Annotated in this window: 13 protein-coding genes; 3 read left to right on the plus strand and 10 right to left on the minus strand. The window is 64.7% G+C overall.

Annotated elements, in window-relative coordinates; genetic code table 11:
* Positions 1-28 precede the first annotated feature (28 nt).
* The 3 genes from ATE67_RS16880 to ATE67_RS16890 are packed head-to-tail and all read left to right on the plus strand — an operon-like array spanning position 29 to position 3384.
* Positions 29-1600, plus strand: a complete 1572-nt coding sequence (locus ATE67_RS16880; protein ID WP_058817830.1) for a recombinase family protein — start codon at positions 29-31, stop codon at positions 1598-1600.
* A gap of 3 nt (positions 1601-1603) precedes the next feature.
* The gene (locus ATE67_RS16885; protein WP_058817831.1) at positions 1604-2497 is read left to right on the plus strand and encodes a plasmid partitioning protein RepB C-terminal domain-containing protein; all 894 of its coding nucleotides are present in this window, start codon (positions 1604-1606) and stop codon (positions 2495-2497) included.
* Positions 2494-3384 (plus strand): plasmid partitioning protein RepB C-terminal domain-containing protein, encoded by an 891-nt coding sequence (locus ATE67_RS16890; RefSeq protein ID WP_058817832.1) that lies wholly within the window; start codon positions 2494-2496, stop codon positions 3382-3384. Before ATE67_RS16885 ends, ATE67_RS16890 begins: the two co-directional genes overlap by 4 nt.
* 10 nt (positions 3385-3394) lie before the next feature.
* On the opposite strand, the gene ATE67_RS16895 is transcribed toward ATE67_RS16890, so the two are convergent.
* The 10 genes from ATE67_RS16895 to ATE67_RS16940 form a co-directional block, all read right to left on the minus strand.
* Positions 3395-3736 (minus strand): helix-turn-helix domain-containing protein, encoded by a 342-nt coding sequence (locus ATE67_RS16895; RefSeq protein WP_058817833.1) that lies wholly within the window; start codon positions 3734-3736, stop codon positions 3395-3397.
* Positions 3733-4089: a type II toxin-antitoxin system RelE/ParE family toxin gene (locus ATE67_RS16900; RefSeq protein WP_058817834.1), complete on the minus strand. Its 357-nt coding sequence runs from the start codon at positions 4087-4089 to the stop codon at positions 3733-3735. Before ATE67_RS16900 ends, ATE67_RS16895 begins: the two co-directional genes overlap by 4 nt.
* A gap of 63 nt (positions 4090-4152) precedes the next feature.
* Complete coding sequence (locus ATE67_RS16905; RefSeq protein WP_082660462.1) at positions 4153-5445, minus strand: tyrosine-type recombinase/integrase; 1293 nt, start codon at positions 5443-5445, stop codon at positions 4153-4155.
* A gap of 521 nt (positions 5446-5966) precedes the next feature.
* The gene (locus tag ATE67_RS16915; protein ID WP_058817835.1) at positions 5967-8444 is read right to left on the minus strand and encodes a hypothetical protein; all 2478 of its coding nucleotides are present in this window, start codon (positions 8442-8444) and stop codon (positions 5967-5969) included.
* Positions 8445-8461: 17 nt separating this feature from the next.
* Positions 8462-9217, minus strand: a complete 756-nt coding sequence (locus tag ATE67_RS16920; protein ID WP_231728209.1) for a fimbria/pilus periplasmic chaperone — start codon at positions 9215-9217, stop codon at positions 8462-8464.
* Between the two features lie 129 nt (positions 9218-9346).
* Positions 9347-9514 (minus strand): hypothetical protein, encoded by a 168-nt coding sequence (locus ATE67_RS21485; protein WP_156377318.1) that lies wholly within the window; start codon positions 9512-9514, stop codon positions 9347-9349.
* A gap of 70 nt (positions 9515-9584) precedes the next feature.
* On the minus strand, positions 9585-10145 hold the full coding sequence (locus ATE67_RS16925; RefSeq protein WP_058817836.1) for a hypothetical protein: 561 nt from the start codon (positions 10143-10145) through the stop codon (positions 9585-9587).
* Between the two features lie 149 nt (positions 10146-10294).
* Entirely contained in the window at positions 10295-11230 is a 936-nt protein-coding gene (locus tag ATE67_RS16930; protein WP_058817837.1) for a hypothetical protein, read from the minus strand.
* 98 nt (positions 11231-11328) lie between these two features.
* Positions 11329-11685: a hypothetical protein gene (locus ATE67_RS16935; RefSeq protein WP_156417088.1), complete on the minus strand. Its 357-nt coding sequence runs from the start codon at positions 11683-11685 to the stop codon at positions 11329-11331.
* A gap of 62 nt (positions 11686-11747) precedes the next feature.
* Positions 11748-12323 carry a hypothetical protein gene (locus ATE67_RS16940; RefSeq protein ID WP_156417089.1) on the minus strand — a complete coding sequence of 192 codons (576 nt, stop codon included), beginning with the start codon at positions 12321-12323 and terminating at the stop codon, positions 11748-11750.
* Positions 12324-12385 lie beyond the last annotated feature (62 nt).

The raw sequence follows: 12385 nt of genomic DNA on the forward strand, positions 1-12385 counted from the left end.
GTATCCGGACTATACCAGGGCGCGAGCAATGGTCATTGAGTGGAACACAACCAATGACGATCAGCCGGAAGACCGGCCGCCCAAGCGCGCCGCCGAATATGTCCGCATGTCCACCGAGCATCAGAAATACTCGACCGACAATCAGGCCGCGGAAATCCGTGCCTATGCTGAGCGGCGCGGCTTCGAGATCGTGCGCACCTATGCCGACGAAGGCAAAAGCGGCCTCAGCATCGGCGGGCGCTCAGCCTTGCAGCGCCTGTTCGCCGACATCGATGGCGGCACCGCCGACTTCGAGGCGATTCTCGTCTATGATGTGAGCCGCTGGGGCCGGTTTCAGGACCCCGACGAAGCCGCGCACTACGAGCTGCGCTGCAAGCGCGCCGGCATCGCCGTCCACTATTGCGCCGAGCAGTTCGAGAACGACGGCACCATCGGCTCGTCGATCATCAAGACCGTCAAGCGCGCGATGGCCGGCGAATACAGCCGCGAGCTGTCGGTCAAGGTGTTCAAGGGCCAGTGCCGCCTTATCGGCCTCGGCTACCGCCAGGGCGGCGCGCCCGGCTTCGGCCTGCGCCGGATGCTCGCCGACGAGCACGGCCAGCACAAAGGCGTGCTGCGGCGCGGCGAGCACAAGAGCATCGCCACCGACCGCGTCGTGCTGGTGCAAGGGCCGGAGGAAGAAGTCGCCACCGTCCGCGAAATTTATCGCCGGTTCGTCGACGAACGGCATACCGAGCGGCAGATCGCCGACTGGCTCAACGCCCAGGGCATCGCCTCGGACCTTGGGCGGCCATGGACACGCGGCGCGGTCCACCAGATTCTGATCAACGACAAATATGCCGGCCACAACGTCTGGGGCCGCACCTCCTTCAAGCTCAAGACCCGCCACGTCCGCAACGACCCGTCGCAATGGATCAGGCACGACCAGGCCTTTCCCGCCATCGTCTCGCAGGCGCTGTTCGACCAGGCCCGGCAGATCATCGACGAGCGCTCCCGGCGCCTGACAGACGACGAGCTGCTCGCGCTATTGGCCGGTATCCTCAAACAGAACGGCTACCTGTCGGGCCTCATCATCGACGAGTTCGAGGATGGCCCGTCGAGCAGTACCTACCAATCCCGCTTCGGCAGCCTGCTGCGCGCCTATTCGCTGGTCGGCTTCGTCCCCGAACACGACTACCGCTACATCGAGATCAACCGCGCCTTGCGCCGGATGCACCCCGCCATCGTCAGCGACGTGATCGACGGCGTGCGTGCGGCGGGCGGCACCGCCATTCAGAATCTCCAAGACGACACGCTGCTCGTCAACGAGGAGATCACCGCCTCCATCGTCATCGCCCGGTGCAAGCTCACGCGCGGCGGCAGCCGGCGCTGGAAAGTGCGGCTCGACGAGAGCCTGCGGCCCGATCTCACCATCTGCGTTCGCATGGACGAGGACAACCGGGCCGCGCACGACTTCTATATCCTGCCGCGCATGACCCTGGCCGAAGGCGTGCGGCGGCTCGCCGACCACAATGGCCTCTCGCTCGATGCGTTCCGCTACGACACGCTCGCCGGCTTCTTCGCGCTCGCCGAGCGCGCGCCGTTCCGGCGGGCGGCCTGAGCCATGGCGCTCCCCGCCCAGCTCGTCGAGATGATCCCGATCGACCGGATCACCGTCGTCAATCCGCGCGTGCGCAACAAGAAGGTGTTCAAGGGAATCGTCGAGAACATCGCCGAAATCGGCCTCAAGCGCCCGATCACCGTGACGAGCCGCCAGGGCGAGGACGGGCCGCTCTACGATCTTGTCTGCGGTCAGGGCCGCCTCGAAGCCTTCCGCCAGCTCGGCCAGAGCGAGGTGCCCGCGCTCATCGTCACCGCCGATCAGGAAGACTGCTTCGTCGCCAGTCTCGTCGAGAATTGCGCCCGCCGCCAGCATCAGGCCGTGGACCTGCTGCAAGACATCCTCGGCATGCGCGAGCGCGGCCATTCCGACAGCGAGATCGCCGCGATGACCGGCCTTTCCGCCAACTATGTCTGGTCCGTCGGCCGCTTGCTTGAACGCGGCGAACGGCGGTTAGTGACCGCCGTCGAAGCCGGGTATCTGCCCATCTCCGTTGCCCTCGAAATCTGCGAGACCGACGACCAGGGCGTGCAGGCCGCGCTTCACAAAGCCTACGAGGACAATCTCTTGCGCGGCCGCGCGCTCATTGCCGCGCGCCGCCTCGTCGAGGTTCGCAAGCGCTCGGGCAAAGCCGCTAAGCTCAAACGGCTCATCGACAAGGACGCGGCCACGACGCCTGAAGGGCTGGTCAAGGCCTTTCAGGAGGACACCGAGCGCAAGCGGATGATGATCCGCAAGACCGAGGCGACCCGCAACCGGCTGATCTTCATCGTCGAGGCGCTGAGCCAGCTCTCCGCCGACGAAACCTTCGTCGCGCTGCTCGAAGACGAAGGTCTGGCGACCATTCCGACCCGGCTCGCCGAGCGGATTCAGAACGTCAGGATCGCCGCGCAATGACCCGCAAACGCCAACGCCCGATCAAGCTGGCCTTCGAGCGGACCAGCCTGCGCATTCCGCTCGGCGAGATCGAACCGCTCCGCGCCATCTCGGAGATGACGCGCAAGTCGGTCAAATACGGCCAGATCGCCGCCTCGATCCGCGAGGTCGGCATCATCGAGCCGCCCGTCGTCGTCCGCATTCCCGGCAAGGAGGAACGCTACCGGCTGCTCGACGGCCATATCCGCATCGATGTCATGAAAGAACGCGGCGACAAGGACGTTGTCTGCCTCGTCGCGACCGACGACGAGGCGATCACCTACAATAAGCGCATCAGCCGCATGGCCATCGTTCAGGAGCACAAGATGATCCTGAAGGCGCTCGAGAAGGGGGTTTCGGAAGAGCGCCTCGCACGGGCGCTCAACGTCAATATCGGCAGCATCCGCAACAGGCGCCGCCTGCTCGACGGCATCTGCGACGAGGTGGCCAAGCTGCTCCAGGACCGGATGGTGCCGCTCAATACCTTCCGCGAATTGAAGAAGCTGCGGCCGATGCGGCAGATCGAGGTCGCCGAGACCATGATCGCCATGAACAAATTCTCATGGTCCTACGCCAAATCGCTGGTCGCGGCCACGCCGCAGCACTTGCTGGTCCGCGACAAGCGCCGGATCGTGCGCGGCCTCAGCGACGAGCAGGTCGAGCACATGGAGCGCGAAGCGACCAACATCGACCGCGAGTTCCGCATGATCGAGCAGAGCTATGGCACCGATCACCTCGATCTGGTGCTGGCCACCGGCTATCTCGCCCGCCTGACCGAGAACGTGCGCGTCGTGCACCACCTCGCCCGCCATCATCCCGAGCTGCTCGCCGAGTTTCAGCGGATCGTGCAGCTCCGCGACGCGGCATAGCCGCCTCGCGTCAGGCGGCCAGCGACGAAGCCGTCCCTTTGTTGGTGCGCGCGCGCGGCGCGACCGAAATCTTTACCCGCACGTCCTGATTGAGCCGGTCGAGGATGCGCAGCAGCCGGTCGATGGTGAACCGGTCGAGCTTGACCTGGCGGATGCGCGAAAAATCCGCCGCCGCAATGCCGGTGCGCGCCTCGGCATCACGCACCGTCAGCCGCTCGGCATCAAGCGCCTTGATGATCTCGGCGGCGAGGATCGCGCGGAGCTGACGCAGGCTCGCGTCGGGCGCGCCGAAATCGGCAAAGAGATTGCCCGAGCCATGCACCAGCTCGAAATCGTCGTCCCGCTCGGTCATCCCAGCATCTCCTTCAACCGCTTGATCCGCTCGCGCACGAGGTCGATTTCGTGGCGCGGCGTCGCAATTCCCTTGGTCGACTTCTTCTGGAAGGCATGGACCACCCAGATATCGTCACCCAGTTGCAGAACATAAACGACGCGATAGGCATCGCCGCGCTCCTTGATCGCCAGTTCCCAGACACCCGCGCCCAATCCGGTGAGCGGCTTGGCGATATCCGGCGTCCCGCCATCGGCGACGATGGTCAGGGCATCGAGCCCCTTGTCCATCGCCCCTTGCGGGAACGCCTCGAAATCCTTCCGCGCCGCTTTGATCCACGAGACCGAACGCAATGTTGAACGTGGCTTAGCCATATGTAGTCAAATCTGCCAACAAGTCAATCCGGAGCCTCGCCACGCGGCCGTGCGCCTTCACCATCACCGTTCCTGCCGCTTCTTCGCTTCACGTTCCAGCAGGCTCGCCCAATCGCGCATCACCTGCCTGCGCTGCTCGAACAGCTCGGACTTGTTGTAGGTGCGCATGATCTTCGAGGTTGTCGCGGTCGCCACATGGTTGAGGATACGATCGACCACCGCGATATCGGCCCCGAGCTTCTCGCACGCGAGCGTGCTGAACGTCGTGCGCAAATCGTGGATGGTCCAGTGCTCCATCGACACGGCCTCGCCGCCCTCCGCTTGCGCTGCCTTTTCCCGCCTTTCCTGAATGATCCTGTCGAGCCGCCGTTTGGCCTTGGCATAGCCCGAAACAGACGTGTCGCCTGTCATGCTGAATACGAACGGGCTGTCCTTGGGGCGCTCGGGCGCGGCAATCGCTTCCTTGAGAAGCGCACAGGCGAGCGGCGCGAGCGGCACGCGCAGGGCATTGGCGCGCTTGGTCCGGCTCGCCGGCAGCGTCCAGACCGCCTCATCGGCGTTGCCGCCCGGCTCCAGTTCGAGTTCGGACAAGGGGATCGCCGCGACTTCTTCGCGGCGCATCGGCACGACGATTAGAAGGCGGAACAGCGGCCCGAACGGATAGCCCAGCTCGCCCATAGCCGACCAGATTTCCATCAGCTCGTCGAGCGTGTGGAAGCGGTCGCGCGTGCGCTCCTTGCTCGGCTTCTTGACCGTCGCCGCAGGATTGCTCTCGATGATTTCCTGATCGACGCACCAGTTCATGAAGGCTTTGACATAGGCGAGTGACCTGTTCGCCCCAATCGGCGCCCGCTCGGCATATTTGCGCACCGCGTCGACCACATCGCCGCGCGTGATCGTGGCGATATCCTTGTTCGCGAAAGCCTTGAGCAAGCCCCGCTTGCCATCGAGCGCGCGCCGGGCATCCGCCCCCGCCCGCAATTGCGACAGCTTGATCCGCTCGTAGTCGTCGAGAACGTCGCACAGCTTGCGTTGCGCCTTGGCAGCCCTCACCGCCGCACGGGCTTCTTCGCGCTTAAGTTCGTTGGGATCGACGCCCGCGATCACTTCGTTGCGCTTGAGCCTCGCCGCCTCGCGCGCATCGGAAAGCCCCATCGCGGGCCACGAGCCGAGCTTGATCCGGGTGCGCTTCCCGTTCCGCAGGCGCGCGCAGAGCAGCCAGGTCGCCGAGCGTTCTCCGGCCCGGATGCGCAAGCCCGCTTCGCGCTCATCGGCCAGTTCGAGCTGCTTGCCCTTGACGGTTCTCGCGCGCGCCACGAGACTCTCGATTGCCTGCCTGTTGAGCGAATATGCCATCGTCTGTCCGGAGCCAAATTTCCTATAGGCTCCGTATAGGCTCCACCTTGCGGGAGCACAACGGCAGACACGGGCGCTCTCGATCGCGCGATTTTGAGCAGGACGCTTTGATATTTATGCGAGATTTTGCAAGGCTATAGGTCACACACATGCAGACCCATGCGAACTGAAATGGACGCTCTTGGACAACCCCGAAATCGGCACCTGACCAAACTCTTAATCAGCGGGTCCTAGGTTCGAGCCCTAGTGCGTCCACCATTTTCTTTCAAAGACCTAATTGGCAGGCCTCCCGTTGCCTATGAGGCCATGCGTAAGTGAATTTGTGACATAAAAGTCAGCATCATCGGCAAGTGGATTGATCCGCTGATCAAATAATATCTTAAATCCAACGCTTTTTCATCGACGTTGCGCCGTTCGACCAGCTGATTGCTGCACGTCACACACTATGCAAATACAATGTCTCATTGTGGCCGATTGCGGTCAGGCCGCTTTCAGGAGCGGTCCCAAGAAAGCAGACACTGTTACGGCATAGTAGGAACAAGATCGCCCGCCGCTATCGTGCGATTGGCGCCGTCGGGGATGACGAGATCGAACCGGGTCCGATCGTCATCGCTCAAAGTGATACGCCAACGGCCAGGCGCCAACCCGGTCGCCCCGAACCGGCCCGCCGCATTGGTGAACAGCGGCACCGGCTCGCGCTCGGGATGCGCTTCTTCCACCGCGGTTCCAGCGACCAGCGTGATCGGCTCGCCATTGCTGCCGAGCAGGCGTCCGACGACACTCACCATATAATCCGATCCCATCGTTAGCTTATATCCGCTGCGATAGGCGGGGAGCAGCCGGAACGACCCTTCGCCGAGGTCGGTGCCGATCGGGGCATCGGGCGCCGTCACGAGCAGGTTGCGCTCGCTGTAGCTGCTGAGGCTCGGCTGCAGCGCGGTGCCCATCTTGCCGCTGTTCGCGGCCGAGAAGCGGCCGTTGGCGTCGATGAAGAGGTCGGTGCCCTTGAGCGAGGGGTGTGCGCCGACGATCGCGAAGCTGTCCTGGATGGGGCGGCCGATCGAGAAACTGCCGTCGGCGACCGCGAGTGAGGTGCCGAAGCGCAAGGAACTGCGCTGCCCCGTCGATCCGCCGAGGTCGCGGTCGAAGGTGCCGAAGTGACTGAAGCCGAGTTCGGCGCGGTTGCTGTAATAGATGCCGTTCGCGGTCGTCGCGACGCCGAGGTCGCTATGCTCGACATCGGCGCTGAAATTATACGCCCCCGTGCCCGAGCCATGATAGGTCTGATAGGTCAGGCGCTTGCGGTCGTTGCGGCTGTCATAGTCCGACCGCAGGCTCGACGCGCGATCGAGGCGGAAGACGAGCGAGAGGAAGACGCCGACGCGGTCCCGCCGGCCGGCGCGTTCGTAACTGACGTCGCCGGTCAGGTTCAGCCGCGGCGAGATGCGCCAGCCGCCCGTCGCGCGCAGGCTCGCGACATTGGGCTCGTCATCGCGCCCGCGCGAATAGCGCGCGTCGAGCCCGGCATAGAGCGCATCGTTGATCGCCCCATTGTAACTTGCTCCCGCGACATAATGGTACGGATTCGACGGCAGGCCAACGCCGATCGGCGCGAAGTTACGGCTGCGCGTCTCGAACGACAGCGACAGCGCGTCGGCGCCGCCGCTGCGGCGCGTGATGGTGCGCTGAAAGGTCAGGATCGACGCCCAACCCTTCCCCACTCCGTCGACATGCGAGGCTGAGGCGAAGCCTCCGAAAGAGCCGATCGGCGTTGCGATCACCGTCTCGACCCCGCCCATCCATCCATTGGGGTCGGCCTGCGCATTGGCGCCGACGGTCAGCTGGTCGCTGAGGCCGCGGCGATAAAAGCCGCTGAACGCCAGATTGTCGCTGTAAACGGGGCCGCGCCGCCCCAGCGGCGCGAGCACGCCCGCGTATAGGCCGAACTCGCTGAGCCCCTCTGCGAGCTGCGCCTGATCGAGGAAAATATCGAAATTGAACGATTCGGTGCGCCCCGCATCGTCGGTGATCGTCAATCGGACGTCGTTCGAACCCTGCGTGAAAGGAAAATCCTTGAGGTCGAAGGTGCCGGGATCGAGTTCGAGCCGCCGCACCAGCTGGCCGTTGACGCGCACCTCGACGACCGAACGCCGCTCGATCCGGAAGCTGCGGTTGCCGCGCGGGCGGATGATCCGCTGCGGGTCGAGCAAAGAATAGAAGCGCGAGATCGAGAGGCCGCTGATCTCGGGCGCCGCCTGAAAGCCGCGCGCGAGCGTCTGCAGATTGCCGCCTGCCCAGCGGACGAGATTATTCCGGTCGTCGTAGATGAAGCGCGTGCCGCGGCGCAGGAAATCGGCCCCGCGTGCCCCCGCTTGCCAATTCGCTTCGCTTTCGAGCACCACGCCGCCCACGCGCACCGCGCCGTCGAGAAAGGTGATCGGCGCCGCGAGCCCCTCGTCGCTGCCCTGCTGCACCCAGTCCGTCGATCCGCGGATGTTGAGATAGGCGCTGAAGTTGGCCGGGGCGATATAATTGACCACGCCGCGCGCCGCATCGTCGCCAAGCGTGACCGAACGGGTGGCGCGGCTCGCGGGGGCGATATCCATGACCAGTTGCAGTGTGAGCGGATCGTAGCGGATGCCGACCCCGACCCCCTCGAGATCGGCGCGCCCGATCGTACCGCGCTGGTCGAGGCGCGCACGCAAACGTTCGATCAGCGGCGGTGCCAGCCGCGGCGTAAGCAGCGCGAGCAGGCGCTCGGCCGAAAAACTTGCCTGCCCGCTCGGTTCGAGCGTCAGCGTCGTGTCGCCAAGATAGGCCTGCCCGTCTAGCAAAGGTGCGGTCAGCACCACCACACGTCCGGTCGGGTTGACCGCCGCGCCGTCGGCGCCGGGGTCGATCACGACGCGCGTACCGGCGTCCGCCGGGGCCTGCGCATGGCCGGCGGCCGGGATCGCCGAGGTGGCGAGCAAAAATCCTGCGATGAAAAGAGGGTTCATGCGAACCGACGGAGCCTTCAACTGTCGGGCGTGAACTGCGCCTCAATCCGCCCGCCGGGCTGCGGAAGGCGGATGGGCAAGATCATCCGGCGCGTCTGGCCGCCACCGATCAGGCCATAGCCGAGCGTCTGCTGCAGCTCGGGACCCGAAATTTCCTTGCGGAAGACTTCCTTGCCGTCGGGGGCGAACTGGACGACCCGAACGCGGCCGCGGGACAGATAGCCGTGTGCCGCCGAGGCGTTGGCGACCGATATCACTGGCGCCGGATTACCCTCGGCATCCTTGCCGATTTCGGCCGAGGCGATCGACAGCGTCGGCTTGGTGCCGTCGGGCGATACGCTGACGAGAACCTGGAAATTATAGAGCAGCTGGACGTTCGATTGCGTGTCGTTGGTCTGCACCGGCAGCTGCGCCGCGGTCACGAAATAATGCTTGCTGCGCGCGAGCGTGGGGTCGCCGACATATTGCACGCGAAAGCTCTGGCGCTGGCCGGGCTGGATGAGCGCCTGCGGGGGAAAGACCGACAGCTCGCCCGGGTCCTTGCCCGTCGCATTGACACCGTCGGGCGTCAGGTCGAGACCCTCGATACGCATTTCGACCGGCAGCGGCTTGTCGAACGTGTTTTCGACCGTGATCACCTGGCTCATTGCACGACCCGAGGTCGTAAGGTCGATCACCACCGGCTGGACGACCATCGCATAGGCGGCCACCGACACGGCGGCAGCGATCGTCACGGCGACGACCGCACCGCCAAAACTTCTGAGCAACTGCAATGAACTACTCCTCGCCCGTTGCCCCACCCGCGAACGCGACGATGGACCGAAGGCAGTGATCCGCCAAGAAAGAAATCTGGTAATCATGATGTTATCCATGAAGGCGACCGGCAATCTCGCCGGCCGCCTTCATTTGGGCAGGGGAACCCCCAGCCAGTCCGGCCGACCACCGAATGCGGGCATGTCGGCCATTCGTTCATATTCCGCCGCGAGAAACAGCAGGTCGGCCCGTTCCTGCGGCTCGGCGTCGAGCGCGCGAAGGCGAAGTTCGGCCGCGAGAGCTTTGGGATTGCACATGACCATATCCTTCAAAGGCTAACCCCGGCAGGCCTGTGGACTAGGCCTGCCGGGAACACCCCCCCAGGTGTCAGGCGGTCGGTGCGATTGTGATTTCGACCTTGCCGGCATAGGTGCCGGCGTCGAGGATCGCCGTCGAATCAGAGGTCAGGCCGCTGCCCACGGTCAGCGTGATGTTGTTCGCGGTTGCCGCGAGGCGGTCGCCGACCTGCGCGGTGGTCGCACCGGTGCTCAGCGACTGGTCGGCAACCGGCGTCGTGCCGCCCTTGGCGCCCGTCGCGACCAGCGTCGCAGTGTAGTGGACGGTGTTGGTGTAGCCGTTCGGCGAGTTGGTCGCAGCGGCGTTCACCAGCGGCTTGGCTTCGACCGAAATCTTGGGGTTCGAGCCATTGCACTTCACCGTGAAGTTGCGGCTGAGGCCGCCGGTGTTGCCGGCGAAGCTCGCGTCGACGGTGCCGTCGGCCTTGGCGAGTTCGCCGAGCGTGATGCTGCCGGCGATCGCGGTGACCGCCGAGCAGCGAGCGGCAACGGTGCCGGTCACGTCGACCGAACCGGCGGCGGACTGGGCGAAAGCGGGAGCAGCGGCGAAGGTCGAACCGATGATGAGGGCCGAGAGAACAAGCTTTTTCATTTCATATCTCCAATCGAAAATCCGGGAGGGCTCATCGCCCTGACGAGTTGGAGATAGGCCGGATCGACCGCCGGCAATATTTAGCGTCCGGCAAAAACGAAGCTAACTTCGGGAATCATTTCCTATACCTGACGATATAGAAGGGCGCGTCAGAGCCCCGCGCAGCTGGTCGCCGAACTCGCGGTGACGATCGGCGTAAAGGTGATGCTGATGATGTCGCTATAGTTGGTCGCCGGCGTCTTCGCCGAGCCACCTTCCTTCAGCGTCGCGCGCAGCGGCAGCACCCCGGCGCTGCCGTCCATGCCCGCGCGGGCGCAGGTTCGGGTGCCGAAACCGCTGTTCAAGCTGATCTCCTGCCCCAGGAAGCGCGCGCTGTACCGGATCGTCTGCGCCGCGTTGGACAGGCTGCCGCCCGGATAGGTCAGCTTGAAGTCGTTCTGCGAGCGCATCCTGACCTCGAACGGTCCCGAACTGCGCACGCGGAGCGAATTCGACGCCGGAGTTGTATAGCGATCAGGCGCCGCGAGCACCGCCGCGGTCGTCGCGTCGCCGATCTCGCCGAAATCAAGCGGCGAACCGGCATAATAGGCTTGCAGCGCGCTCACCGTATTGACGTTGATCCGAATCGCGCCGGTGTCGCGCGTCGGGACCGACACGCTCGCCATGCCATTCTCGCCCGAGCAGATATAGAGAAGGTCGAGGATGATCGGCTCGCCCGCCGACAGGTCGGTCCCTGGCGGAACGGTCACGCGGAGGTTGAGCGGCGTCGAGGTGTCCGCGGCAAGCAGGCTGCCGAAATCATAACGGATCTCGCCCGCTGCACCCGCGCCATTGTCTTTCGAATTGAGCGAGCGCGGGCGGCCTGCGGTCGAACCCTCGGGATAGATGACGCGATAGCCATTATAGGTGACGTCGAGCGCGGGCGACCCCGACGGCGTGACGAGCACGAGACTCACCTCGCGCGTGCGGCCGAGCAGCAGCCCCCGGTTGCGCCGCAGGATCAGCGGCACCGTCGCTTCGGACAGGCCGCCGGGCGAAAAGGGGTCATAGGTGATGCTGGCCGGTGCGGTTGCTGCGCCGGTCACTCCGCAAACCGAGGATATTTGGGATTGGGCGGCAGCGGGCTGCGCGAGTGCAAACGCGCACGCCCAGGCCAGCATTGATAAACCGGTCGTCCAAACCCTCATAGCTGAGGGGTTACGACGATCTCTAACGCGGTGCGAGTGGAGATTGAGGCCGGGCGTCCGGCGGCGGCGGGCACGCGTTTCATCAACAGGCCGTTCGAATCGATCATCCGCACTTCCGACGCCAGGACCGGGCGCGCCTGATTGCAGATCGCGCGCGCGGGCGCCAGCTTCGCCGCCGCGTTCGGCGCGACGATGTTCATCGGGTGGGCAACCCAGCAGCGCGACGCCACGTCGCCGTAAATGGCGACCGAATTCACCTCGTCCGCCATCGCCGGCGTCGTACAGCCGATCCCGGCGAGGACGATCGCCGCGCGGGCCATCCGGTTCGAAATCAATATCGTAGGTGCCATCATGTCGGACCCCGAAATAGGACCCGATAGTTAATAAGCGCGGATTTGATTTGTTCAACATGGAGTTAAGGACTGACACTGACGGTGATCGAGAGCGTATCGGTATAGCGGCCCGCGGCAAGCGTATCGGTTCCCGCATAAGCGGGCGCGCTGACGCGCAGATACGATCCGTTCGCCTTGGTCGACGCGCCGCCAAGGCGGAGCCCGGTCGCTGTCCCTGCCGTGCCGGCAAAGGTGCAGCTGCCCCCCGCGGCGAGCGTCGCAGCGGCGCAGGTGGCCGATGCATTGGTGCCATTGTCGGCAGCGACATAAAGCGCCACATTGTAAGGCGCCTTGATCTGATACCCCGTGCCGCCTGTTGCCGCATTCATCATCCCGCCATTCGCGGACGATACTGCGATCCGCGACGCACCAGTGCAATTGAGCTGGATCGCGAAATCCCTGGTAAAGCCGCTCTGGTCGAAATCGGGCTGGTCGATGGTGCCCGTGGGCGCGCCGCTGGTTGCAAAGCCACAGCGGCCGAGCACCGACGCGCGCACTTCGACCCCGACCTCGACGCTGTTCACGGCGCCCTGCCCAACGGCATAGGCTGTGACCTGCGCGTGGGCATGCTGGCTGGCGATCACACTGATCACCGCCAAGGCCAGCAAGAAGAGACCGCGAAGAAAGCCCATGTATCGCCTGTCGTCGGTGACGGCCCGAT

Origin of the sequence: Sphingopyxis sp. H050 (assembly GCF_001468265.1) — a bacterium.
In the GTDB taxonomy this organism is placed as follows: Bacteria; Pseudomonadota; Alphaproteobacteria; order Sphingomonadales; family Sphingomonadaceae; genus Sphingopyxis.

Coding starts and splice junctions, on each gene's coding strand:
- ATE67_RS16915 (WP_058817835.1), bottom strand. CDS start 8,444: ATGAACCCTCTTTTCATCGCAGGATTTTTGCTCGCCACCTCGGCGATC.
- ATE67_RS16925 (WP_058817836.1), bottom strand. CDS start 10,145: ATGAAAAAGCTTGTTCTCTCGGCCCTCATCATCGGTTCGACCTTCGCC.
- ATE67_RS16880 (WP_058817830.1), top strand. CDS start 29: ATGGTCATTGAGTGGAACACAACCAATGACGATCAGCCGGAAGACCGG.
- ATE67_RS21485 (WP_156377318.1), bottom strand. CDS start 9,514: ATGTGCAATCCCAAAGCTCTCGCGGCCGAACTTCGCCTTCGCGCGCTC.
- ATE67_RS16885 (WP_058817831.1), top strand. CDS start 1,604: ATGGCGCTCCCCGCCCAGCTCGTCGAGATGATCCCGATCGACCGGATC.
- ATE67_RS16935 (WP_156417088.1), bottom strand. CDS start 11,685: ATGATGGCACCTACGATATTGATTTCGAACCGGATGGCCCGCGCGGCG.
- ATE67_RS16895 (WP_058817833.1), bottom strand. CDS start 3,736: ATGACCGAGCGGGACGACGATTTCGAGCTGGTGCATGGCTCGGGCAAT.
- ATE67_RS16890 (WP_058817832.1), top strand. CDS start 2,494: ATGACCCGCAAACGCCAACGCCCGATCAAGCTGGCCTTCGAGCGGACC.
- ATE67_RS16900 (WP_058817834.1), bottom strand. CDS start 4,089: ATGGCTAAGCCACGTTCAACATTGCGTTCGGTCTCGTGGATCAAAGCG.
- ATE67_RS16905 (WP_082660462.1), bottom strand. CDS start 5,445: ATGGCATATTCGCTCAACAGGCAGGCAATCGAGAGTCTCGTGGCGCGC.